The 20,393-nt window shown below is 41.1% G+C and carries 33 protein-coding genes; 30 read left to right on the top strand and 3 right to left on the bottom strand.

Annotated features, from left to right (window positions below; all coding sequences use genetic code 11):
- The first annotated feature begins 1 nt into the window (after position 1).
- The 10 genes from ACYQ3A_RS09515 (at position 2) to ACYQ3A_RS09560 (ending at position 8,816) form a co-directional block, all read left to right on the top strand.
- Positions 2–319 (top strand): hypothetical protein, encoded by a 318-nt coding sequence (locus ACYQ3A_RS09515; protein WP_163328745.1) that lies wholly within the window; start codon positions 2–4, stop codon positions 317–319.
- 139 nt (positions 320–458) lie between these two features.
- On the top strand, positions 459–3,533 hold the full coding sequence (locus tag ACYQ3A_RS09520; protein ID WP_459897084.1) for a phage tail tape measure protein: 3,075 nt from the start codon (positions 459–461) through the stop codon (positions 3,531–3,533).
- 73 nt (positions 3,534–3,606) lie between these two features.
- Complete coding sequence (locus tag ACYQ3A_RS09525) at positions 3,607–4,083, top strand: hypothetical protein (RefSeq protein ID WP_163328750.1); 477 nt, start codon at positions 3,607–3,609, stop codon at positions 4,081–4,083.
- Entirely contained in the window at positions 4,076–4,372 is a 297-nt protein-coding gene (locus ACYQ3A_RS09530) for a hypothetical protein (RefSeq protein WP_163328752.1), read from the top strand. The genes ACYQ3A_RS09525 and ACYQ3A_RS09530 overlap by 8 nt, the downstream gene beginning before the upstream one ends.
- Positions 4,372–4,947 (top strand): hypothetical protein, encoded by a 576-nt coding sequence (locus tag ACYQ3A_RS09535; RefSeq protein WP_163328753.1) that lies wholly within the window; start codon positions 4,372–4,374, stop codon positions 4,945–4,947. Before ACYQ3A_RS09530 ends, ACYQ3A_RS09535 begins: the two co-directional genes overlap by 1 nt.
- Positions 4,937–6,469, top strand: coding sequence for a phage terminase large subunit (gene terL, locus ACYQ3A_RS09540; RefSeq protein WP_459897085.1), 1,533 nt, complete (start codon positions 4,937–4,939; stop codon positions 6,467–6,469). The genes ACYQ3A_RS09535 and terL overlap by 11 nt, the downstream gene beginning before the upstream one ends.
- 9 nt (positions 6,470–6,478) lie before the next feature.
- Complete coding sequence (locus tag ACYQ3A_RS09545) at positions 6,479–7,015, top strand: phage baseplate assembly protein V (RefSeq protein ID WP_459894996.1); 537 nt, start codon at positions 6,479–6,481, stop codon at positions 7,013–7,015.
- Between the two features lie 9 nt (positions 7,016–7,024).
- Positions 7,025–7,339 (top strand): hypothetical protein, encoded by a 315-nt coding sequence (locus tag ACYQ3A_RS09550; RefSeq protein ID WP_459894993.1) that lies wholly within the window; start codon positions 7,025–7,027, stop codon positions 7,337–7,339.
- Position 7,340: 1 nt separating this feature from the next.
- Positions 7,341–7,712 carry a hypothetical protein gene (locus ACYQ3A_RS09555; protein ID WP_459894991.1) on the top strand — a complete coding sequence of 124 codons (372 nt, stop codon included), beginning with the start codon at positions 7,341–7,343 and terminating at the stop codon, positions 7,710–7,712.
- A 24-nt stretch (positions 7,713–7,736) separates the two neighbouring features.
- Positions 7,737–8,816 (top strand): baseplate assembly protein, encoded by a 1,080-nt coding sequence (locus tag ACYQ3A_RS09560; protein WP_459894989.1) that lies wholly within the window; start codon positions 7,737–7,739, stop codon positions 8,814–8,816.
- On the opposite strand, the gene ACYQ3A_RS09565 is transcribed toward ACYQ3A_RS09560, so the two are convergent.
- The 3 genes from ACYQ3A_RS09565 to ACYQ3A_RS09575 all read right to left on the bottom strand — a co-directional run bounded on the left by ACYQ3A_RS09565 (position 8,800) and on the right by ACYQ3A_RS09575 (position 10,561).
- Entirely contained in the window at positions 8,800–9,243 is a 444-nt protein-coding gene (locus ACYQ3A_RS09565) for a hypothetical protein (protein ID WP_459894987.1), read from the bottom strand. The genes ACYQ3A_RS09560 and ACYQ3A_RS09565 overlap by 17 nt on opposite strands.
- 11 nt (positions 9,244–9,254) lie before the next feature.
- Entirely contained in the window at positions 9,255–10,031 is a 777-nt protein-coding gene (locus ACYQ3A_RS09570; RefSeq protein ID WP_459894985.1) for a tetratricopeptide repeat protein, read from the bottom strand.
- 104 nt (positions 10,032–10,135) lie between these two features.
- Positions 10,136–10,561 carry a helix-turn-helix domain-containing protein gene (locus ACYQ3A_RS09575; protein WP_459894983.1) on the bottom strand — a complete coding sequence of 142 codons (426 nt, stop codon included), beginning with the start codon at positions 10,559–10,561 and terminating at the stop codon, positions 10,136–10,138.
- Positions 10,562–10,675: 114 nt separating this feature from the next.
- On the opposite strand from ACYQ3A_RS09575, the gene ACYQ3A_RS09580 reads away from it, so the two are divergent.
- From ACYQ3A_RS09580 to ACYQ3A_RS09675, 20 genes are all read left to right on the top strand, one after another.
- Positions 10,676–10,903, top strand: a complete 228-nt coding sequence (locus ACYQ3A_RS09580; RefSeq protein WP_459894982.1) for a helix-turn-helix domain-containing protein — start codon at positions 10,676–10,678, stop codon at positions 10,901–10,903.
- A 20-nt stretch (positions 10,904–10,923) separates the two neighbouring features.
- Positions 10,924–11,343: a hypothetical protein gene (locus ACYQ3A_RS09585; RefSeq protein ID WP_459894980.1), complete on the top strand. Its 420-nt coding sequence runs from the start codon at positions 10,924–10,926 to the stop codon at positions 11,341–11,343.
- A 108-nt stretch (positions 11,344–11,451) separates the two neighbouring features.
- On the top strand, positions 11,452–11,667 hold the full coding sequence (locus ACYQ3A_RS09590) for a hypothetical protein (RefSeq protein ID WP_459894978.1): 216 nt from the start codon (positions 11,452–11,454) through the stop codon (positions 11,665–11,667).
- Between the two features lie 122 nt (positions 11,668–11,789).
- Complete coding sequence (locus ACYQ3A_RS09595) at positions 11,790–12,014, top strand: hypothetical protein (protein ID WP_459894975.1); 225 nt, start codon at positions 11,790–11,792, stop codon at positions 12,012–12,014.
- 49 nt (positions 12,015–12,063) lie between these two features.
- On the top strand, positions 12,064–14,760 hold the full coding sequence (locus tag ACYQ3A_RS09600; RefSeq protein ID WP_459894972.1) for a transposase: 2,697 nt from the start codon (positions 12,064–12,066) through the stop codon (positions 14,758–14,760).
- A gap of 13 nt (positions 14,761–14,773) precedes the next feature.
- Complete coding sequence (locus tag ACYQ3A_RS09605; protein WP_459894969.1) at positions 14,774–14,977, top strand: hypothetical protein; 204 nt, start codon at positions 14,774–14,776, stop codon at positions 14,975–14,977.
- Positions 14,970–15,704 carry an AAA family ATPase gene (locus tag ACYQ3A_RS09610; RefSeq protein WP_459894967.1) on the top strand — a complete coding sequence of 245 codons (735 nt, stop codon included), beginning with the start codon at positions 14,970–14,972 and terminating at the stop codon, positions 15,702–15,704. Before ACYQ3A_RS09605 ends, ACYQ3A_RS09610 begins: the two co-directional genes overlap by 8 nt.
- Positions 15,705–15,706: 2 nt before the next feature.
- The gene (locus ACYQ3A_RS09615; RefSeq protein WP_459894965.1) at positions 15,707–16,213 is read left to right on the top strand and encodes a winged helix-turn-helix domain-containing protein; all 507 of its coding nucleotides are present in this window, start codon (positions 15,707–15,709) and stop codon (positions 16,211–16,213) included.
- The gene (locus tag ACYQ3A_RS09620; protein ID WP_163328792.1) at positions 16,210–16,461 is read left to right on the top strand and encodes a hypothetical protein; all 252 of its coding nucleotides are present in this window, start codon (positions 16,210–16,212) and stop codon (positions 16,459–16,461) included. Before ACYQ3A_RS09615 ends, ACYQ3A_RS09620 begins: the two co-directional genes overlap by 4 nt.
- Before the next feature lie 10 nt (positions 16,462–16,471).
- Entirely contained in the window at positions 16,472–16,930 is a 459-nt protein-coding gene (locus ACYQ3A_RS09625; protein WP_459894962.1) for a hypothetical protein, read from the top strand.
- On the top strand, positions 16,927–17,271 hold the full coding sequence (locus ACYQ3A_RS09630; protein ID WP_459894959.1) for a hypothetical protein: 345 nt from the start codon (positions 16,927–16,929) through the stop codon (positions 17,269–17,271). The genes ACYQ3A_RS09625 and ACYQ3A_RS09630 overlap by 4 nt, the downstream gene beginning before the upstream one ends.
- Positions 17,272–17,284: 13 nt before the next feature.
- The gene (locus tag ACYQ3A_RS09635) at positions 17,285–17,542 is read left to right on the top strand and encodes a hypothetical protein (RefSeq protein ID WP_459894956.1); all 258 of its coding nucleotides are present in this window, start codon (positions 17,285–17,287) and stop codon (positions 17,540–17,542) included.
- 12 nt (positions 17,543–17,554) lie between these two features.
- Complete coding sequence (locus ACYQ3A_RS09640; RefSeq protein WP_459894954.1) at positions 17,555–18,265, top strand: hypothetical protein; 711 nt, start codon at positions 17,555–17,557, stop codon at positions 18,263–18,265.
- Entirely contained in the window at positions 18,262–18,507 is a 246-nt protein-coding gene (locus ACYQ3A_RS09645; RefSeq protein WP_459894952.1) for a hypothetical protein, read from the top strand. The genes ACYQ3A_RS09640 and ACYQ3A_RS09645 overlap by 4 nt, the downstream gene beginning before the upstream one ends.
- Before the next feature lies 1 nt (position 18,508).
- Entirely contained in the window at positions 18,509–18,961 is a 453-nt protein-coding gene (locus tag ACYQ3A_RS09650) for a hypothetical protein (protein WP_459894949.1), read from the top strand.
- Positions 18,958–19,413: a hypothetical protein gene (locus ACYQ3A_RS09655; RefSeq protein ID WP_459894946.1), complete on the top strand. Its 456-nt coding sequence runs from the start codon at positions 18,958–18,960 to the stop codon at positions 19,411–19,413. The genes ACYQ3A_RS09650 and ACYQ3A_RS09655 overlap by 4 nt, the downstream gene beginning before the upstream one ends.
- Positions 19,414–19,415: 2 nt before the next feature.
- Positions 19,416–19,790, top strand: a complete 375-nt coding sequence (locus ACYQ3A_RS09660; RefSeq protein ID WP_459894944.1) for a hypothetical protein — start codon at positions 19,416–19,418, stop codon at positions 19,788–19,790.
- Complete coding sequence (locus tag ACYQ3A_RS09665) at positions 19,783–20,001, top strand: phage protein GemA/Gp16 family protein (protein WP_163328814.1); 219 nt, start codon at positions 19,783–19,785, stop codon at positions 19,999–20,001. The genes ACYQ3A_RS09660 and ACYQ3A_RS09665 overlap by 8 nt, the downstream gene beginning before the upstream one ends.
- Positions 19,994–20,194 carry a hypothetical protein gene (locus ACYQ3A_RS09670; protein WP_459894941.1) on the top strand — a complete coding sequence of 67 codons (201 nt, stop codon included), beginning with the start codon at positions 19,994–19,996 and terminating at the stop codon, positions 20,192–20,194. The genes ACYQ3A_RS09665 and ACYQ3A_RS09670 overlap by 8 nt, the downstream gene beginning before the upstream one ends.
- Complete coding sequence (locus tag ACYQ3A_RS09675) at positions 20,184–20,393, top strand: hypothetical protein (protein ID WP_163328818.1); 210 nt, start codon at positions 20,184–20,186, stop codon at positions 20,391–20,393. Before ACYQ3A_RS09670 ends, ACYQ3A_RS09675 begins: the two co-directional genes overlap by 11 nt.

Genomic DNA, 20,393 nt, shown 5'->3' on the forward strand with positions numbered 1-20,393 from the left:
AGTGGAAGAGGTTAGGCTAAAGCACCCGTTTGAAGCAGAAGGTAAAAGGATTGAAACGGTCAAAATCACTCGTAAGAAAATAACAGTCCTTGACAGGATTAAAGCGGCACAGGAAGCTCAGGCTACGTTTGGAACAAAAGACGGAGACGCTTTTATTATCTGCATTCTCAACCGTCTCTGTAACTTCGGGGTAAAAATACCATCCCTCGAACTTGCCGAAAAGCTATCGGCAGAGGATTTTGATGAAATTGTAATGAAACTGCTGGGTATCTCCGAAGATTTTTTATCGCAACTTCAAAAGGAAGCGGGGAGTTCGTAGAACAGGCAATTCCATTCCTGGTTGAGTTTGGTTACTGCTACAGCGAAGTTAAAGAGATGCCCCTTTCAGAACTTAACTACGTTCTGGAAATTACCTTGCAGTTCCTTGAAAAAAGAGAAGAAGCTCTTAAAAGAGGTTGATGGTGGAAAGAAGAGAGTTTGCACTTCAGTTGATTGTTGGCGTTAAAGACCTTTTCAGTCAGAAAGTTAACAGGATAGAAGCGTTATCTGAAAAACTCCAGAAGAGACTCCAGACCCTTGACGGCAGGCTTAAAAACGTTGAAGTCTTCGGTAAGCTCTCCAAGGAAATTTCAGAGCTTTCACAAGCCGAACAAAAGCAGATAGAAAAGATTAAAGCCCTCGAATCTACCTATGAAAAGTTTAATCAGGAACTCAAGACGGTAGAAGCTCAATACGAAAGTAAGGGTAGGAGTTCCAAAGAGTTAGATGAAAAGCTTAGAACTTTAAGAGCCGAAATTGAAAAGGTTTCTTCTTCCCTAACAGAAGAAAAACGAAAGCTTGAGGCTATAAAAAGCGAAAAAGAAAAAGCTATAAACGAGTCAAAAAAACTATCTGAAGCCCTCAAAAAAGAGAGAGTGGAAATTGGAAACCTCTATGAGCTTTACGATAGGCTACCCGAAAAGACTAAGAAACAAATTGACTCTTATGGCAGGTTGATTCATACCCTCTTTAAACTTGCAAAAGCTGAGTTTGAACACAAAAAAGCTGTAGCACTCCTTGAAAGGGAACAAAAGAACCTTCAGGATGAACTCAAGAAAGTTGAAAAAGAATTAAAGAGAAGCGGTGAAGGGAACGTTTACCTTTCCGCCAAGGCGAAAGAGTTAAGGGAAAAGCTTGAAAAGGTCTCTTCCTCTTTAAGAGAAGAAAAAGAGAAACTTGAAAAAGTGAACAGAGAAAAGGAAGAAGCTACTAAAAGGGCAGAAACCCTGAGAAAAGCTCTCCAGAGTCAAGGGTTTACCCTAAAAGACATTACAAAAGACCTTGAAAAGTATCAGAAAGAGCTTGAAGAGACTGCAAAAAAGCAGGAAGAACTTGAAAAGAAGCTTTCTTCTTCGAGTCTTATGACAGTCGGGGCGAGACTCAAAAGAATGGCTGCTCTCGGAGGAATAGGAGCTTCTGCTTCTTTTGCCATTAAAGACATTGTCAACAAAATGGTTGATTTTGACAGACAGGCTCACTTGATAGTTGCAAGGACAGAACTAACCACTAAAGACCTTGATAGAGTAAAAAAAGACCTCATTGACATCTACCGAATCATTGAAAAAGCTCCAGAAGAAATAGCAGAAGTCTATACCCAGATTCGCCAGTTAACAGGACTTCAAGGGGAAGAACTTAAAAAGGCTGTAATCCAGGCTCTTAAAGTCCAGAAAGTAATTCCAGAGTGGGACACAAAAGAGATAACAAGAGCTATAGCACAGATGAGAAAAGCCTTTGGCATTACAGCAGAAGAGGCGACAGACCTTATGACGACTGTCTTCACAAAAGCTGGAGACAAAGCTAACGATCTACTTGATACTCTATGGGAATACGCTCCGCTAATGAAAGAAGCAGGACTATCGGCTAAGGAGTTTGTTGCCTACCTGATAGCTGGAGCTAACGAGGGAGCATTCAACTTTGATAAGCTGGCTGATACGGTAAAAGAATCTTTCAAAGCAAGGCTTACAGACATTTCGATCTGGCAGGCTCTTGTTGGAGAAGGAGAAAAAGCTGGAATAGTTGACCAGCTTCTCCCTGTTGATAAGTTTGGACACGAAGCAGGGAAGATAAAGCAGTATTTGGCGGAGATAAGAGAAGGCTTTGAAACCGGGAACGACAGGAAGAAAAAAGAGGGCTACTCAAAACTCCTCCAGCATTTAGCAGTTCTCTATAAGAGAGACGTTCAAGCTGCCAGAAACATAATGGAGCAGATATTCGGGATTCAAGGAACAGAAGATATCACTCACAAGGTTCTTGCAAAGATGGGAGAGGCAATAGCCGACCCGGATAGAATTTTAGGAAAGTGGAAGGGTGCTACAGACCAGATGTTTCAAGAGTCCAAAACCCTCTTTGACAAACTTGAAGATGCCTGGAGGAAAGTGGAAACAGTTTTCCTGAAAAGTTTCGATGACCTTGCAAAAGATTTGAAGCCTGTTGGAGATATGATTCTTGAAATCTCTAACGCCATAGGAAATTTTGCAGAAAAACATCCTCTCATAACAAAAATCACTCTTGCCATTTTAGGTATTGTAGCTGTTCTTGGAATGGTGGGAGCTGTTCTCCAGTTTGTAGCAATAGCATCCTCTTTTGCCATAGGTGGACTTTCTATGCTCATTTCTCCATTTACTCTGATAATCGCAGTTGCAGGAGCTACAATAGCCGCTGTTCTTTACTTCAAAAATAGGTGGCACGATATTTGGAGTTCCGTCAAGTCTAAGTTTTCTTCCATTGTAGATTTTATTGAGTCTGGCTTTAAATCTCTTGCGGGACTTCTGAGAAAAGGATTAAAACTTTTTGTGGATTACCATCCTGTTGTTTTGCTTTTAAAAGCTGTGAAATCTGCAGTAGAGTTTATAACCGGGATTGACCTTACAAAAGCTGGCATAAAGATAATAGAAACATTCACTTCTGGAATACTTTCTGTGATCAAAAAGCCTCTTGAAGCGGTTAACTGGCTAAAAGACAAGATTTCCGGTGTATTTGGATTCTTCTTCGGAGACGAAGAAAGAGAAGAGGAAAAGAAAAAGAAGCTAAGAGAAAAAGGAGTAGTTCCACCTGAAAGAGTCAGGGAAGCATTCGAGAAAGCCACTCACAAGGAGGTTGTTTACGAAAAACTGCATATCAGAGAACTTCACCAGAAAAAAGAGACGAGAGAAACCCTTAGAGAACGAGAGGAAATACGCCAGAAGGAAATTCATCAAAACCAGCAGGAGAAAAGAACTATTCACGAAAAAGTTCTTGAAAAGCAGTTCTCCCAGAAAGAAAAGATGGAAAAGCTTACGGAAAAGATTGAAAAAGTAAAAGAGCAAGGCAACAAAACTGTTAGCTTTTCTCCAAAGGTAAATGTTAACTTGAATGTTTCCCTTCAAGGAGTTTCAGAACAGAACTTCAAAGAAAAGCTCCTTGAAGCCATAGACAAGGCAACTCCAGAACTTAAGTGGGCATTTGAAAAGCTCATGAAAGACCTCTGGGAAGACAACACGGGCTACGCTCATTAACGCTGGTAACCTTACCACCTTTACTCTTAAACCCTGCTATCTTCAAGTGTAAATTCCCACAAGGAGAGAAAACTTGGATAGCATGTTTTTCTCACTCCTTAAAGATGCAGCAGGTTCACCTGTTCTTTACTCGGTTATTTTCATGATTTACGTTCTCTATGAAAAGTGGAAGGGGCAGAGTAAAATCCTTAAGGAGCTTGAAGCTGTCCTTGATAGAAAATTCAAAGCATGGGAAGAAAGACAGTCCCAACTGGAAGAAGAACTTGAAAAGAAATTTAACTCATTGAACGAAAAACACTACCAGCTTGATAAAGTTCTTCATGAACGATACCACGAACTTGATAGAAAGATACTCCAGCAGGATAAGAAGCTCATAGAGCATGAAAGAAATTTAGTTCAAAAGGTTGACCTCATAGCTTTCATGAATGACACAAGCCGTCGCTTTGAAGAAATGAACAACAACTTCCTCAAGGCACAAAGGGAAATCCAGAGAGAATTCAAAGAACTTCTAAAGGAAATTTTGAAGGTTCAAGGGGGAAAAGATGTTTGAAAGACCCAAGCTCAAAGGCAGGATACTTTCTTTCTATAAAACCGTTCACCACTTAAGCGGTCTTACTTATGGTCAAATATATGCCCTTCTCTTAAGGTTCTATGATCCTGGAGTTCTGGAACTTCCTAAACTCAAAGAAGTAATTGTTGAACTTATAAACGATGGCTACCTGAGAAAAGAAACCCCTTACCTTGATGCTGATACCGTCCTTTTTGCAACTCCAAAAGCTTATCTGCTTATAGACAAACAGGCAGTTGATGAAACCATAGTTCTGCCAAGGGAGTGCTGATGGCAAGGAAAACAAGACTCAAAAAGTTTGACAGGCTTCCCGACCACATAAAGCAAGAGATTATCAAGTTAAGAAGGGAAGGCAGAACTTTTGAATACCTTGAAGATTATCTGCAGGAAAAGTACGGGATAGAAATTTCCTACAAGTCCATCTGGAACTGGTTTAAAGACAAGCAGAATATGTTTGACGTTGCCCTTGCTTTTGGGGAAAACCTTGACAGTGGAGAGCTTTTAACAGCTACGAAAGGGCTGTCTTTCGCAATGATTGGAATATATCAGCAGCTGGTTTTTGTCTTAGACCAGATGGCAGAAAAAATGCAGGGAGAAGGGTTCAATCCCGAAGTACTTAAAGAGCACATAACCATAACAAAAGAAGCCATAAACACGCTTTCAAACTTCATGAGAGCTTCTGCTTATGCCGAAAAGACTCAGGCTGAACTTGAACAAAGATATGCTGAGCAGTTCGAGGAGATGATAGAGAAGCTTGTCAGTCGTGTTAAACAGGAATTTCAGGATAAACCGGACGTTGCAGAAGCTGTTATAAACTCCATAAAGGAGCTTACAGTTGAGCATTAAGAAGAAAGCTCTACAAAGAGCTCTACAAAAAGTCGATATTGAAATCGATCCAGCAAAAGCAGAGAGGCTGAAAAAGGCTGAAAGTGATTTCTGGTTTTTCTGTCGTTACTATCTTTCTCACAAATTCTTCTCGGAACCTGCCCCTTATCAGAAATTGCTTCTTGAGATTTTCAATACTCACAAGGTAACTCCAGAAACAATTGAGGAACTCAAAAAGTGGATAGATCCCAAAGACTGGGACATTTTAAAACCTTCTGAAAAAATAAAAGGAATCGTGAACGTAGAACCAAGAGGGCACGGCAAAACTACAAGGGCTGAAGCCTATCTCCTCTGGAATGCACTCTTTAAAAAAGCTAAGAACATAGTAATCATTGCTGCATCAAAGCCATCTGCTGAAGAAATCCTTGAAAACATAAAGCTTGAGGTAGAAGAAAACGAAAGAATCCTTGAAGACTTTGGAGACGTTAGAGGAGATAAGTGGAAAGGAGAAAGGCTGAAGTTCAAAAACGGCGTAAACATAACAGGTAAAGGAATAGACGGCTCCCTCAGAGGTATGAGAAAAAGGGAAAGCCGTCCAGATTTAATCTTGTGCGATGATGTTTTAAAGGATACCGATGCAGAAAGTCCATCTAAAAGAGAAAAAATCTACAGGAGATTTAAAAGAACAATCATTCCAATGGCAGACAGAGACGCTTTCATAATCTTCACTAATACGATTCTCCACCACGACGACCTTCCTTCAAGGCTCTTAAAAGAAGTAAGAGAAGGGAAATTAAAAGACTGGTTTGCAGTTAAGTTTAAAGCAATCTTCAAGGACGAAAGTGGAAAAGAAAAAGCTCTTTGGAATGATTATTGGTCCTTAGACAGACTATACCAGAGAAAAACAGAAATCGGCAGCATAGCCTTTGCAACAGAATATCTGAACGAACCACTCTCTGAAGAAGACATGGTATTCAAACCTGAATGGTTTCAGTATTATGAACCAGCTGAAATAGTAAATAGAAAACTAAATGTTACAATGGCAGTCGACCCTGCCACTGGTAAGAAAACAGGAGACTATTCGGCGATTGTAACAGTTGGTAAAGACAAAGAAACAGGCATTATCTACGTTCTTGACGCCTTTGCTGAAAAGATTTCAGATTTAAATCTCACAAAGAAAATAATCGAGAAATATTTAGCATTCAAACCCAAAAAGATATTCTTTGAGGAAATTGCATTTCAGGAAATCTACAAAAATCAGATAATGAGGGAAGCGAGTAAAAGTGGAGTGTACTTACCGATTAAAGGGATAAAGCCAAAAGTAAGTAAGGAGTTGAGAATCCAGAAACTTTCTCCTCTCATAGAAAATGGACTAATCAGATTCAGAAGGAACCAGAAACTTCTGATAGATCAGCTTATCGAGTTTCCCAAGGGAGCTCATGACGATCTGCCCGACGCCCTTGAAATGGCAGTTTCAGGGCTTGAAAGGGCAGGAGAGACAAAATCTGCAGTAGCAAGAAGGTACATCCGAAGACTCTTTTAGAGGGAATTAATGTTTGAGGAGCTGAGAGAGGTAAAGGACAGACTTGAATGGCTTGAAGCACAACTCAATAGGGTGATAGCCATTGGAAAAGTTGTAGCAATTGATGAAAAGACTGCTAAGGTCAGAGTAGAGCTTGGAGAGAAGGATAAACTCGTAACCTACTGGCTTCCGGTTCTAACCACAAAAACGGAACTTGATAAAGAATACTGGATGCCGGACGTTGACGAACTTGTAGTGTGCCTCTTCACTCCTCCAAACTTTGAAAGAGGCTTTGTAGTAGGAAGCTACTACACCCTTGAAGATCCTCCTCCTGTAGCGGACAGAGACAAATACCACAGACGATTTAAAGACGGAACGATAATTGAATACGACCGTAAAAAACACCGTCTTTATGTTCATGTAGAAGGAACTGTTTACATTCACGCAACTGGCAACGTAACCGTAAAGACAGACCAGAACGCAACAGTAGAAGCTGGACAGGATGCGACTGTTAAAGCCTCAAATAACGTAACCATAAAAGGAAAGTTTGTGAATATCAACCCATAGAGGAAAGAAATGAGCAGCAACACACGGGTAGGAGATATATCTGCAGGCATTTGCAGTGTAGGTGCTCCCTGCTGTCCCCATAGCTGGATAAGTATTCACATAGCGGGTAGCCCTGATACTTACGTAAACGGCAGGGAGCAGATGAGACAGGGCGACATTGGAGCTTCTACCTGTCCTCACTGTCCAGTCAGCTTTGCTGTTTCTGGAAGTTCTACAGTTCTTACAAACGGCATTCCAACTCATAGAGTAGGAGATATTCACATAGTTCCCTGTGGAGCTGGAATAGTGGTAACTGGTTCAGGAGATAGTAATTCCGGGGGATAACATGGCAGTTTGTCCTTTTATGAGCAACTGGGTGTTTGACCAGTCAACAATGCAAGCTTCTTTTCAGGAAAAGGAATGTATCCAATCGGCTTGCATGCTGTGGGATTCTGCAAATAATAGATGCGGAGCTTTTACATCTGACCACATCATAAACATAGACAACAGAGGAAAATCAGCTCCTCTTGGCTATGCGGTTATATTGAGTCAGGAATTTATCCAGCAGGAAGACTTTGACGGAAACGGGAAGATTTACGGTAAGGATTTCAAGCTGAAAGACCCTCCTCCTCTTCTAAGGTCCTTAGAGCAAAATCCTGCGTGGAAAGAACCTGATACTGTGCTAACTCTCGAAGAATACAAAGCAACTCTTCCTTAGTTTTAGGAGAAAGAGGAGAAAGGCATGTTTACAGTAACCCCACCTGAAGAGCTTGTCAGGAAGCTGAGAGAGAACTACGCCCGTATGACTGGAAGATACCCTTCTCCGTCAGACGTTGAAGACTTTCTCATTTCCCTCATAGCCTACGACCGCTCTCAACTTGAAGGACAGATGAACTACTACCGAAAGCAGAACTTCCTTCGCTATGCACAAGGAGAAGCTCTTGACCTGCTTGGAGAGTGGCTTGGAGTGAAAAGACTTCCTCCAGAACCAGCCATTACCACTGTAAGATTCTATCTGGAAACTCCCCATCCTCAAATTCTCCTGGATACAGAAGACGTGAAGATAGTTTCTCCCAATCAGCTCATCTTTAAACCGCGGGAACCTCTTATCATTCCAGAAAATACGCCAACCTTTGATGCCCTATTTATATGTGAGACTCCTGGAACTGCAGGCAACGGATTCTTAGCTGGAGAACTTAAAAATCTTCTTCAACCTGTTCCTTACGTAAAGACAGTTGAAAACATTACCATTACTGCTGGAGGGAAAGAAACCGAGGATGACGAGCATTTAAGAGACAGAATTCGCCTTGCATCTTACCGTTTCAATACTGCTGGAACGAGAAAAGGATATATCTACTGGGCTAAAACTGCCTCTGCCAGCGTGATAGACGTATCAGTTTTATCTCCTTCTCCTGGAGTTGTGGAAGTTTACGTTCTAACAGATCAACTTCCTGTTCCTTCAGAGATACTTTCAAAAGTGGAAGAGATACTTTCAGCAGAAGACGTAAGACCCTTAACCGATTACGTTGTAGTAAAACCAGCCAAGCCTGTAGAGTTTATAGTTGACGTGGAAATAAAGATTGCCGAAGGATTTGGCACTCTTGCCACACAAATTCTGGATAGATGCAGAGAAGCCATAGACAGCTACATAGCAGAGACCAGGAAAAAGTTAGGACAGGCTATAAATCCAGACCAGATTATCTACCGTTTAATGGGTATTCAGGGAGTTTTCTACGTGAAGGTTAATTCTCCCGCCTATACGGAGCTAAAGGAATGGCAGGTGGGAGTGGGAAGAGAAAGGGAAGTTAAACTACTGAGTTGAAAGCCTGCTGAACTTGAGATTCAGGTAAATTCCTGATTTTTTGAAAGGAGTCTTCTAAATTTTTGGTTAGCTTTTTAGCCTCTGAAAGGGATACTTCTACTCCACCCATTTGTAAGTTGTAATCTGCAAAATTCCGTATATCTCTGAGCTTCCAGAGGTTTCTACCTTCTTCTGTCAGACCAACTTTGTATAAGAGATTTATGAGAATTATGTGAATCCTTCCTCTCAAGTTACCAGACTCAAGTTCCTCGAGTTGGGAAGGAGAAAGTTTCGCTTTTATAATTTCACGTATTTCAAGGAACACATAGTAGTATAGCCTACCGATTGCTGTTTTTTGCTTAGCATTATCAAGGTAAGACGGTATAGACCACCTTTCTATTAGATAAGAAATCTGTTTGAAGTGTTTAGGTTCTATCATCTCTACCATTGGGGAGAATCTCAAAACCTCACTATGGTTAATTCTTTTACAAAAGGTTGGATAAGTTTTTCTGCCTCTTCTTCTTTACTTAGCTTCCAGTCAACAAACTCGTCAGTTGAAAGATTGGGTAACTCCCCAACAATATAGAACACGGGGGTCTTCCAATCAGGATATTCTTCATCACTCTCGATTATAAGGAAAACACTGTGTTCTGGATAATGCTTTTTTAAAACATCAAAGGCTTTCCTAAGCCATTCTTTGGTAGATAACCATTCCTTACCCTCTTGGTATCCCTTATAAAACCTCAGGATACAGCCTGCACTTTCAGAAGATAAGATAGAAAAAAGAACTTTTGAGAACTGCCTGCCAAATTCCTTAAATAAATTGGCTATTTTTTCTGGATTTTTCATATTGAAGTAAAGTAAAGCCTCGTAAGCTGCTACTTTTTCTTTACCTTTTTGAGTCAACGGTAACCTCTTGAGAGTATTGATTACTTCCATCGCTTTTTTAAAATCTAACGTGTCTATATAGAGGTTAATTAGATAAAAGAGCAGCTTAGGAGATAAATAAGAATTAACAAAATTTTCTACAACTTCGAGAGCTCTTTTCTTATACCCTCTCGCCTTTAAAGCAAGAGATAAATACAGAACTGCATCTTCATCATCAGGTTTCCTTTGCAAATAGCTCTCGATTTCTTCTATGAGGGAGTCCAAACACTCGTCTCCGTCTCCCTGTAAACAACGGTTAAGTTTCTCTTGAAACTCAAAACTTTTATAAAGTGGAATAATCTTTGCCACTTTTCCTTCCTCTGTTTGCAAACAAATTAGTCGTATTAAATTTAGCATCGTGCTAACGAAAATTGACAAAAAAATATATCCCTGCATTAGACAATTTCTAATGATTATTCTACCACATTCTCATCGTGAGAATTAGAGAGGTTAGCAGTTTCCCGCTGTCTCTCCGAAGAAGAGGCGGAGAGCCTGGAAGTAAGCATCTTCTGGTAACCCCTAAAAAGTTGTTTTAATCCTTCCTGTTGCTCTGGAGTAAGCATTGAAATCATAACCGCCAGTTCTTTGTCTATTCCAGCTTTTTCTGGAGGGATTTCTTTAAGGTCTGGGTTCACAAACATTGAGCCTTCGCCAGTGATTAACCAGTGAATATTAATACCGAACTTCTTGGCTAATCTTTGAAGAACCTCTGCGTCAGGTAGAAATTGTTCGTTTTCATATCTTCTCAGGGTAGCTTCGGAAATACCTATTTCTTTTGCAAAGTTTCGCTGAGTAATACCAAGAGTTTTCCTGACTTTCTTTAACCGCTTACCAATCATTTTTTACCTCCTTTTCCAAGTTATCGCTCATTAATGCTTGACAACCGCTCAAAATTGACTTATCATTTCTATTGGTAGCACGATGAGAACATAGAAATCATATCAGAGGAAGCGATGGGTAAACCGTATTTCACATACAGCATAAACCTGAAAACAAAACTTCTCCAGAAGGGTTATCTCTCCCTGAAAGATTGGTGCGATAAAAGGGGATTTCCGTATAGACTCGCTCAAAAGGTAGTAACACTCCGCACTCCAGCAAAAGATGGCAAGGCTTCTGAAATAAAGGAAGCTCTCATAGAAGAATTCGGAGAGGAAGTTTTTGACCCACCTTACCCAGACTAAACCCAGAAAGGAGGAATGCCATGAAAGTAAAAGACACTCTCCCGATTCCGATTCAAGTAACGGTTTACTGTCCAAGAGAAGAGAAAACAATCACAGGAAGCATCTGCTTTGACTGTCCTCACTTTGGCGGTATCAAGACAACTAAAACAGCAGGCGGTATCAGGATTTTTATCGATTGCGGTTACGTCGAGATTGAAGAACCTGAAAAACAGGAGCTCGTTACTCTCATTGAAAAAACTCTTGACAGCTACAGAGAGCACGTTCTTAAAGCTTTCGAGAGGACACTTGCAAAAGCCCTGTTTAAGGGTGGGACAGAGATTGACCCGAAAGGACTCACAGAAGAGTTCAGAAGGTCAATCTCCATCCCAATAACCACGATCCTCCCATTAATCAAAATAGGCTCTGAATCCAGAGAAAACAAGAGGCAAAACAATGAATAAGTGTTCCAAGTTGCCAGTGGCAATTCTCTCTGCCCCCTTTAGGTTTGGTTGCATCGACAAGTTTATAGGTTGTCCCCTTTGCGGGGGACTCTCTTTCAGGAGGCAACGGTGAAAAGGATGTTCCCTCTTGTTCCAGCTCTTTTTCTGGGATTCCTTGTCTTCCTGATAGAAACCAGCAAAGCAAGTGAACCGGTAAGGCTTCTGAAAATCATAGCTGTAAACCTGATTCTCATCGGGCTTTCACTTCTTTTTGAAGTTAACCAGATTCGCAGGTTACTTGAAGAGAAGACAAAGAGAATAGAGGGTAGCAAAGATGATAAGTAGGTCTGCAAGTTTAGAAAAGAACAACAAGGGCAACAAGAAAAGAAACCCACAAGAGCAGACATATCGCAAAGGTGAAGATTACCAAGAAAACACTATCTGTTGCGAAGTTAACGGAGGCAAAAATGAAGTTCAAAACTTTTATCTCAAAAGTAGCACGGTATCTGATTTTCTTTTTACTGCAACCCATTCTTGGAACACTTCTCTTTCTTCTGTTTTCCACAGGATTCCTCTACTTCTTCTTTACCTATCTCCTGCAACTTGTGAAGAAGGAGTGGCAGGTAGAAGTGAAACTCGAAATTCCGTTTACAGACTACGAGCTCCTTTTACGAGTTCCAGAAAAGAAATAGCACTCTTTTCCCCTAAAGGTGGAAAGGTTAACACTGTGGAGGTTCTCCAATGAAATTGACCGCAGGTGAAATCGCTAAACTGCTCGGCATTTCAAGACCGGCGATTATTAAAAGAGCAAAAGCCGAAAATTGGAAATATGAAGAAGAACCAAACCCAAGAGGCGGAAAGCCACTAAAGAAGTTCATAATTAAGGAATTACCGTCAGACATAAAAGAAAAAATCCAATGTAACCTCAATGTAACCAATGTAACCAATAACAATGTAACCTGCGGTCAAAATCAAAATCCAGCCAAAAATAAAAAATCAGAAATAGCAATTGAAAATCAAAATCTATCCTTAAAAGATGGTAAACATGAAACTGCCGAAAATCAGCCAGAAAAGTTGACACTTTCAACCCAATTTTCAGCCGAAAGCGTCAACCCTTCACAGTTGACACTTTTAAATGTAACTACTCCAGAAAGCGTCAACAAAAGTGTCAACTCAAATGTAACCTTTCAAAATCAAGATATTACCAATGTAACTCAAAAATCCAATGTAACTTCCAATGTAACTAACACGAGTAATCAAGCCAATGTAACCTCCAATGTAACTTTTACTCCCAATGTAACCGAAAGCGTCAACGTTCCAGAGTGGATTCCACTTCCCAAACTTGCTCAGATCCTCCAGTTATCAAAAGAACATGTAAGAAGAAGGGCAGAAAAGGAGAACTGGACATACAGAGAAGTCCCCACCCGTGGCGGTTACCAGAAAGAGTTTCTTGTAGAGAATCTCCCCGAAGAAATTCAGTCAAAAATCCTTGAACACTTTATTGGAGTTCCGGAAGAGTTCATTCCTGCTCATTCGGTTGTAGATACAGAACAGCTCAAAGAGTGGATGAGACTTTTTGAAGTAGCGGAAGAAGAACACAAAAACGAGGCAAGAGCAAGATACAAGCTCGTAAAGGCTTACAAAACTTTCAGGAAAAGAAACAAAGAGCTAAGGGAAACAGAAGCAAAAGAAAGATTTGTAAAGGCATACAACAACGGAAAAATTAACGTCATAGAAGCCTTAGAGGCTGGCATTCACAAACTCACCGTTAAAACCCTCTACCGCTGGATAGCTCTCTTTGAAGAAGGAGGTCTTTACGCCCTTCTCCCTAAACACAAAAACAAGGGAAGAAAAAGAGCCATTACTCCAGAAATGCAGGCTGTTGTCTGGAGCTGTCTCTATAAAGGAATAGAAAGAGGAAAAAGGATTTACGAAACTCTCAGGTTTTACTACAAAGAAGGAAAGCTAAAAGACCATCCACCAAGTTATCAGGCATTTATGAAGTGGTATAAGGAGTTCAGGAAAAAGAACGATGCCATTATCAAATATATCCTCTCTCCTGACGAATGGCGTCAAAGATATATGCCTGCCTATGGCGACCAGAAAGAAGCCTACCGTGCCGAATACTACGGTCAGGTTCTAATGCTTGACTCCACAAAAGCCGACGTGATGTGTAAGTGGAGTGAAAAACAGTCCGACGGCACGGTAGTAGAAAAACAGAAAAGACTCCAGCTAACCTTTCTCATAGACGTTTACAGTAGAGACGTTCGATTTGCCCTTGCAGAGAGAGAAAACTCCTACGTTGTAGTTGATAACCTTCTGAGAAAGTGGCTTTTAGAGGTTGGAGTTCCAGAGAAAATAGTTACAGACAACGGCTCTGTCTATAAATCTGAACACTTCCAGCAGGTCTGTGAAAGATTCAACATAGAGCTTATTTACTGCCCGCCATACCAACCTCAATACAAGGCTTTTGTAGAGCGAGTTTTTGGAACGATAGCAACCCAAGTTTTTGAAGTCCTTCCCGGCTACATTGGACACAACGTAGCAGAAAGGAGAAGGATAGAAGCCAGGAAAAAGTGGGCTAAGAAACTCCTCAGAGACGAAGACTTTGCCCTTGAAATTTACCTATCTCCGGAGGAATTAAGCAAAAAGCTAAACGAATTTATAGAGAAACGTTACCGCAAAGAAAAGCACTCATTTGGAATCGTAGAACAGTTAATTCTCAACTCTCCTAAGAAACCTGCAAAAATTGAGGACGAGAGAGTCCTTGACATACTTCTTGCAAGAGCAGTTAAGCGTAAGCTTACGAACAAGGGAATCAGAATCCATAATACTTACTACTACTCTCAAGAGCTTGCCCTTTACCACCAGCAAAATGGCGACTGCACCGTCTATGTCCGTCAGGATCTATCGGATTACAGGGTTCTCTTCGTCTTTGACGAGAAAGGAAACTTCATTGCAAGAGCTTTTAACCACACTGCTCTTGGAGAAAAAATAAGAGCAGAGGTAATAGCCAAAACACAAAAACGTGTCAGAAAAGAACTCAATAGACAAAAGAAGGAAATTAAAGAGTTCACTAAAAAATTCAGTGCAGATCCTTATGAAGTTCTAATTACTTCATTTGAAAAAGAACCAAACCTAATTGCCTTTGACAAACGCCAGCAGGAAGAGTTTGAAAACAGGGAAGTTGTAAAAGCTAAGGAAATCATTAAGCAAGTGGAAGAAGCCGAAACTTTAGCAAGAGAAACAGCAGACTACCTTGATCCCTTCGAAAGAGCAAGAGTCCTGATAGACCGAATTCAGTCTGGAGAGCCGATAAGCCAGAAAGACTACGAATGGCTCAAAAACTTCTCAAAAGAAGAGAAATACGAGGAATTCGTCAAAATGGAAGTCTTTCCGGCATTTGAGGAACTTGAAAGCCAGATCAAACTTGCATAGAGGAGGTAAAGCCATGCAGGAGCAAAAGACAGTTGACCTAAGGAAAAAAGCCTGCAATTTCTGGCTCAATGTAGCTCTCAGAGAACTTGCAAAAGAGGAGGGCAAGGAAAGCCTTATTGAGCTTGCCCTCACAACAGCCATCAAAATCGCACTTGACGAACCACCGTTTGAAGAACCAACCCATACAAACAAGCAAAAGGAGGTTCGCTATGCGTAAAGACAAATTTGTAGCATCCATAAGCAACGTTACAACGTTCCTTGGGGTAATTGATGCATTGAAGGAGGCATCCCGCCTCCGTAACCCTTCCATAGGAATTATATCAGCTCCATACGGAATTGGAAAAACAGAAACCTGCCTCTGGTATTACACCCAGAACAAGAATGTCGTTTACATGTCCATCAAGGCTTCAATGTCAACAAGAGATTTCTTTGAAGAGCTTCTCTTAGAGCTTGGAGGCACTCCAAAAGGCAACCTTTACAGGATATTCAGCGAAATAGTCTCTCTCTTGAGGCAGGAAGAAGAAAAACCCCTCATTCTCCTTGACGAGTCCAACCGCTTAGTTGAAAAGAAAAGAATGGTTGAAATCCTGCGGGACCTTCACGACGAAGCTAAGGTTCCAATACTCCTCGTGGGTTCTCCTGAATTCCTTCCTCTGGTCAGGAAGTTTGGAGCTTTCCACAGCAGAGTAAGAGTTATTCGCCACCTTGAACCTCTCTCGCTTTCAGATATCAAAAAGATAGCCAGTTCCTGTCTCGAAAAGACATCTCTCTCGCAGGATGCTTTCAAGGTTTTGAAAACCGAAACAGGTGGAAATACAAGACAGGTAATCATTACCCTGGAAGCTCTTGAAAGATATGCAGTGGCAAACAACAAAGAAATCCTTAGCGACGTAGATGTCAAAAGAGTTTTTGTCAAAAACAGAAAGGCTTTTGAGGGGGCTTAGAAATGGCAAGAGTAGCCTTAAAAAAAGGAGAAGCAGCTGAAAGGATCTGGCGGTTTCTGAGGAAAGTAAATGATGTCTTTACTGTTAACGATGTTGCCAGAATAACCGGGGTTTCAAGGTATGTTTGTGGCTATTACTTAAGGTTTCTTGCCCGCGCTGGTTACCTTAGAGTTGTTGGAATCAGAAGTTCAACGAGAGAAAAACTTTACGAAGTGAAAAAGCTAACAGGCTGGAAACCAGTAACTGCTGACCACAATACTTACTGCTTAACAGACTACAACACCGATACTCAGAAAAAAATTCCAAAGGCAACCGGTAAGGAAACTGCACGCTTCAAAATCCTTTCCTACATAGAGAGCCTTGAAGGAGACTTCTCCCCAATAGAAGTTGCTAAGGCAGTTGGAATTAACCCAAAGACAACTGCAAACTTCATCAGGAAACTCTACAAAGAAGGTCTTCTTAAACAAACTTCAAAGCGTCCGAAGGCGAGGTATAGGAGGGTTCAATGAAAGCCAGAGAAGAGATAGCAGACGTTTTGAAACGTATGAGAACCTTTGCAATTGTAGATGTAATCCAAGAAACCTACGACCTGTCAAAAGCTCAAATCAACTGGGAAACAACTGTCAGAAACTACATAAGAGTCCTTGAAAAAAGAGGACACGTCAGAAAAGTAGGCAAAACCAGAAGAAACGGCAGGCTTGTAACACTCTATCAGAGCCTTGTTATGTATGCCCCTGAGGAAGAACTCAAATGGTAAGAGGTGAAAGATGAAAGGCGGGAAGGTAAGAGAAACCGTTGTAATCAGACCGGTTAGATTCACAGATCCAGATGGAGTAACCTACTTCATAACCGCTGGAGGAACAGTCTTTTTAGAGCTTGATACTATCCAAAACCCAAAAACAAAGAAAAAAGAAAGAGAGCAGAAGAGAAAACAACGCAAGATAGCCCACTACGATTTTTACACAAAAACTCTTCGCAAACAAGAAAAAGGTTTTCATGGACTGTTCCAGAAATCTGTGGCTTTTGGTTTCCCCTGGCACCTGTGCAAGTTTCTCCACTCTGAACCTGACTATGGATTGGGAACCCTTGAGGTTGTTTACCAGGGAAGACTCTATCAGGTAGATGTCGAAACGTTTTTCAGAGAAGGCTTCTTCCTTCACTTTAAAGCAAAAGGCATAGAGCTAAGGAGATTTCTGGAAATAACCAAATGGAGGGTGGTGGGATGAGAACTCTGGGCAATGCAGGAAATACTGGAGGAGAACGGGATAGAAGCTTGAACTCTTTTCAGGAGGTAACCATGTTCAAGGCGACTCTGGCGAATCCAGAACAATGTCCAAATCCAGCCAAATTAGTTGAAATCGAGCTTCTTCCCCACGAAGGAGGAGTGATTCTCGGAAGTGAGAAGAGACCGAGCATCAAAGAGTTCATTCGCTGGCTCGGTAAAGCTGGAGTGAAGAAAGAAATAGATGAAAACACAGATGGGACGGTTGATTTCAAGTTCTACACAAGGGTAATGGGCAAAAGAGCCACATGGAGATTAAGGAAAGTTTACAGGCTAAAACCTTGATTAGGGGGTAACCGTGCCAATAGCACGTAAGGACTACATCTGCTTTCTGTGTGAAGAACCGATAGAGAAAGGAGAACTCTACGTGAGATTGAAAGTGCAGACCTATTCAAAAAAGGAAGGCAAAGTTGGACTTGCAGACATCTGTCTCCACGACGGTTGCTACTACGATGATTGTTTCAGGGAAAACCAAATCATCTGGGAGAAACTAAACGACGACCCTGACGATGACAGGATAATAATTGACATAGTGAAAGCACCTGTAAGGATATGAAAAGGAGGCATGGTGAGTAAAAAACTCAAGTATATCCGTAAGATTGGGGAACTTTCCCCTTACCACGATTGTGAGCTTTGTAAAGTGGAGCTTTGTAAAGTGGAACTATGGGATTTTTCCCATGCTAACAAATGCCACGAAGCAAGAATTGAAGCGGTCACTACCGTTGCTTCTATTAGTTACGGTGAAGATGTGGAAGATCCTGAAAAATTCTGGAACTTGCTTATAGAAAAAGGAGACGAAACTCCTTTTAAGTTTGTGAAAATTGCAAGATGGGGAGAGATAGATATTACCGATTTACTTGATAACTATTTCCCCAATGATTTTAGCGTAGAAGAAGAGGAAATAGGTTATTTGAAAAGTAGCATTGCCACATTCAAGCTTAAGATTCCCATTTTTGTTGCCTACCAGATTCAACATCCTTCGTTTTCCTATATGAAAAAAGTAGATGAACCTTACGCAACTTTCTGGGTGCAAGGTGACCATGAAGCATGGTTGGACTTTTTCATCTATCATCTGCACCCGGAAAGACGAGAAGAAACCCGCCTTGTTGCAAAAGCTATGTGGACTCTTTTGAGAAGACATCAACCAGGAATTATCACAAGAATAGCCTGGTATCTTAAAAACGAATGGACGCAAGATTGCAATCCAATTTTCACTCCTGCAAGGAAAAAGAAAGCAAAGTGGTTTAGGGAAAGTTTCCTCAAGGAGGTGCTGGCATGAAAGTATTAGTTCCACTTCACAGCGACCCTGCAATAGGTGAAAAGATAACTCTCTACGAGAACGGAAAAGAGAGAACCTACCTGGTGGCAAAGAAAGTGCCTAACAACTCTGAAGTTCTCTACATCCTGCCGGACGATTTCCCTGTCTGCATGGTCAAGGTTCTTTTTGGAGCGGAGGCAAGGATAGAAGAACCACCTAAAAGAAGAAAGAAGTGGCAAACAAAAATCACTGTGGAGGTATGAGATGGAAGTGAAGGAAATTAGCTACGGAACAGAGAGAACCCCTAAAAGGAGGGAAGAGGTGGCTTATTGTGATGAAGGAGTCAGGAAACTTTTAGAAAAAACACCGACCCCTGAAGGGATCGGCAGAGTAGAACAACAACAAATAAACCTGACTGACCTAATTAATGAGTATGAACAACTTGAAGCTCAAATTCAAGAGCTAAACGACAGAAAACAACAAATCAGAGGAATCATCTACGGAGAGCTTGTAACCCAGAACGTTGAAGAAACTTCAGTTATTACAGGGAGTGGAACAAAGTTTGTTCTCCGAATCCAGAAAACCCGTAGAGAAAGGGTTGATGTAAAGCTCCTTCGAGCAGACTTAGGAGAGAAAGCAGAAAAGTATATCACCGTCACTGAGTCTGAATTTCTATCAATCAGACCTGCTAAAAAGAATCAGAAGGAGTTGAGATGAAGTTCCTCAGAATTAATGCTATGAGGCTTCTTGAACTTAAACTTAACTCTTTAAAGGAATGTTTAAATCCAACAAGTGGAATCAGAAAAATTACAGGAGGTGGAAAGATGAAGGGTTTCGAAACACTTGAAGAGGCTGTAAAAGTTTGTAACGACAATCCTGAACAGAAGTTTACAAAGCTTGGAGAAGCAGAGAGGAACGGGAAGAAATACCACCTTGTTCTCACTCCCGTTACAAACGGAGAATACTTCGTAGAAGTTTACGTTGAAACAGAAGAGGGATTCGTTCCCTACAAACACTACCTTCCGCAAGAAGTGACAATGGCTCTCATCTATTGGGAGGAGAAAGGAATAGAAAGACTGGAAGATGAAAAGTGGAAAGATTACGAACTGAAAAAGCTCGAAGAAGAAAACAAATGGATAACTGAAATTCAAGACGATGAGGAGGAGTAATCATGGACAACAAAGCTATTGTCGAAAGACTAAAGCAACTTGGACTCCAGAAGGACATTCACTGGGTAATCCTGGAGGAAAACGGCAAACCCTATGTTACCCTTGACGGACTTCTCTATCTATCTCAGAACCATCCTGAACCCCAGAAAAGAACGAAAAGTATAGATGCAGAAGTTCTTGATCCGAAACTTCCAATTGTGAAGGTAACAGTAACTCTTAACGATGGTTCTACCTTTTCTGGACTTGGCTCAGCATCAGATGGAGAAGATACAGAAAGAAAAATTGAGCTTGCCGAAGGAAGAGCCACATCCAGGGCTTTAAGAAAAGCTTATGCCCTTGGAGTTCCCGTAAAAGAGCCAGAGGAGAGCAATGCCTGATAGAAAAAACCTGGCAAAGATTCATATTGCCAAAAGAGAACTTGGACTTTCAGATACCGAATACAGACGGATACTCCGCCTATGTTTCGGAGTCTCAACCTCAAAAGATTTGAGGGAGGAGGAGGCTACCGACCTCCTCTCCCTCCTCCGGGACATGGGATGGAAACCCGGAAACACAAGAAAACGGAAAGGGAGAGTGGAAAATGATTGATACCGAGAGAATTTTATCCAAACTCAACGGAGCAGAAAGAGACGTCTGTATAGGTCTTGAAATCATCATCAGAAGCCACTGTCGGCTTGACATGGCGGAAGAATCCTTAATTAGAGCGAAAAATGCCATTGTTGAAGCTAAGGAGCTTCTCATTGAGGCACAGAAGTTTCTGGAGGTGAAAGGTGAAAGTTAAATTCAAAGTTAAATTCATTCCAGAATCCATTTTTAGACGAAGATACGGAGTACCTCCATCAACTTTTTTCCGAAAAAAGAAGAGACTCACAGTTTTTTCGGTTAAGTTAAAACAAAGATTTGTTTTAGTCAGGGAAACCAGAGAAGGGAATATCGAACCCGTTCACATAGACGAATTGAAAGGATATCGTCTGCCTTGA

This window comes from Desulfurobacterium crinifex (assembly GCF_054656775.1).

What these genes read in the sequence shown, in the direction of transcription:
- ACYQ3A_RS09520 (WP_459897084.1), top strand. Translation starts at nt 459, where the DNA reads ATGGTGGAAAGAAGAGAGTTTGCACTTCAGTTGATTGTTGGCGTTAAA.
- ACYQ3A_RS09530 (WP_163328752.1), top strand. Translation starts at nt 4,076, where the DNA reads ATGTTTGAAAGACCCAAGCTCAAAGGCAGGATACTTTCTTTCTATAAA.
- ACYQ3A_RS09535 (WP_163328753.1), top strand. Translation starts at nt 4,372, where the DNA reads ATGGCAAGGAAAACAAGACTCAAAAAGTTTGACAGGCTTCCCGACCAC.
- ACYQ3A_RS09545 (WP_459894996.1), top strand. Translation starts at nt 6,479, where the DNA reads ATGTTTGAGGAGCTGAGAGAGGTAAAGGACAGACTTGAATGGCTTGAA.
- ACYQ3A_RS09550 (WP_459894993.1), top strand. Translation starts at nt 7,025, where the DNA reads ATGAGCAGCAACACACGGGTAGGAGATATATCTGCAGGCATTTGCAGT.
- ACYQ3A_RS09555 (WP_459894991.1), top strand. Translation starts at nt 7,341, where the DNA reads ATGGCAGTTTGTCCTTTTATGAGCAACTGGGTGTTTGACCAGTCAACA.
- ACYQ3A_RS09560 (WP_459894989.1), top strand. Translation starts at nt 7,737, where the DNA reads ATGTTTACAGTAACCCCACCTGAAGAGCTTGTCAGGAAGCTGAGAGAG.
- ACYQ3A_RS09565 (WP_459894987.1), bottom strand. Translation starts at nt 9,243, where the DNA reads ATGGTAGAGATGATAGAACCTAAACACTTCAAACAGATTTCTTATCTA.
- ACYQ3A_RS09575 (WP_459894983.1), bottom strand. Translation starts at nt 10,561, where the DNA reads ATGATTGGTAAGCGGTTAAAGAAAGTCAGGAAAACTCTTGGTATTACT.
- ACYQ3A_RS09580 (WP_459894982.1), top strand. Translation starts at nt 10,676, where the DNA reads ATGGGTAAACCGTATTTCACATACAGCATAAACCTGAAAACAAAACTT.
- ACYQ3A_RS09585 (WP_459894980.1), top strand. Translation starts at nt 10,924, where the DNA reads ATGAAAGTAAAAGACACTCTCCCGATTCCGATTCAAGTAACGGTTTAC.
- ACYQ3A_RS09595 (WP_459894975.1), top strand. Translation starts at nt 11,790, where the DNA reads ATGAAGTTCAAAACTTTTATCTCAAAAGTAGCACGGTATCTGATTTTC.
- ACYQ3A_RS09600 (WP_459894972.1), top strand. Translation starts at nt 12,064, where the DNA reads ATGAAATTGACCGCAGGTGAAATCGCTAAACTGCTCGGCATTTCAAGA.
- ACYQ3A_RS09605 (WP_459894969.1), top strand. Translation starts at nt 14,774, where the DNA reads ATGCAGGAGCAAAAGACAGTTGACCTAAGGAAAAAAGCCTGCAATTTC.
- ACYQ3A_RS09610 (WP_459894967.1), top strand. Translation starts at nt 14,970, where the DNA reads ATGCGTAAAGACAAATTTGTAGCATCCATAAGCAACGTTACAACGTTC.
- ACYQ3A_RS09615 (WP_459894965.1), top strand. Translation starts at nt 15,707, where the DNA reads ATGGCAAGAGTAGCCTTAAAAAAAGGAGAAGCAGCTGAAAGGATCTGG.
- ACYQ3A_RS09620 (WP_163328792.1), top strand. Translation starts at nt 16,210, where the DNA reads ATGAAAGCCAGAGAAGAGATAGCAGACGTTTTGAAACGTATGAGAACC.
- ACYQ3A_RS09625 (WP_459894962.1), top strand. Translation starts at nt 16,472, where the DNA reads ATGAAAGGCGGGAAGGTAAGAGAAACCGTTGTAATCAGACCGGTTAGA.
- ACYQ3A_RS09630 (WP_459894959.1), top strand. Translation starts at nt 16,927, where the DNA reads ATGAGAACTCTGGGCAATGCAGGAAATACTGGAGGAGAACGGGATAGA.
- ACYQ3A_RS09645 (WP_459894952.1), top strand. Translation starts at nt 18,262, where the DNA reads ATGAAAGTATTAGTTCCACTTCACAGCGACCCTGCAATAGGTGAAAAG.
- ACYQ3A_RS09650 (WP_459894949.1), top strand. Translation starts at nt 18,509, where the DNA reads ATGGAAGTGAAGGAAATTAGCTACGGAACAGAGAGAACCCCTAAAAGG.
- ACYQ3A_RS09655 (WP_459894946.1), top strand. Translation starts at nt 18,958, where the DNA reads ATGAAGTTCCTCAGAATTAATGCTATGAGGCTTCTTGAACTTAAACTT.
- ACYQ3A_RS09660 (WP_459894944.1), top strand. Translation starts at nt 19,416, where the DNA reads ATGGACAACAAAGCTATTGTCGAAAGACTAAAGCAACTTGGACTCCAG.
- ACYQ3A_RS09665 (WP_163328814.1), top strand. Translation starts at nt 19,783, where the DNA reads ATGCCTGATAGAAAAAACCTGGCAAAGATTCATATTGCCAAAAGAGAA.
- ACYQ3A_RS09670 (WP_459894941.1), top strand. Translation starts at nt 19,994, where the DNA reads ATGATTGATACCGAGAGAATTTTATCCAAACTCAACGGAGCAGAAAGA.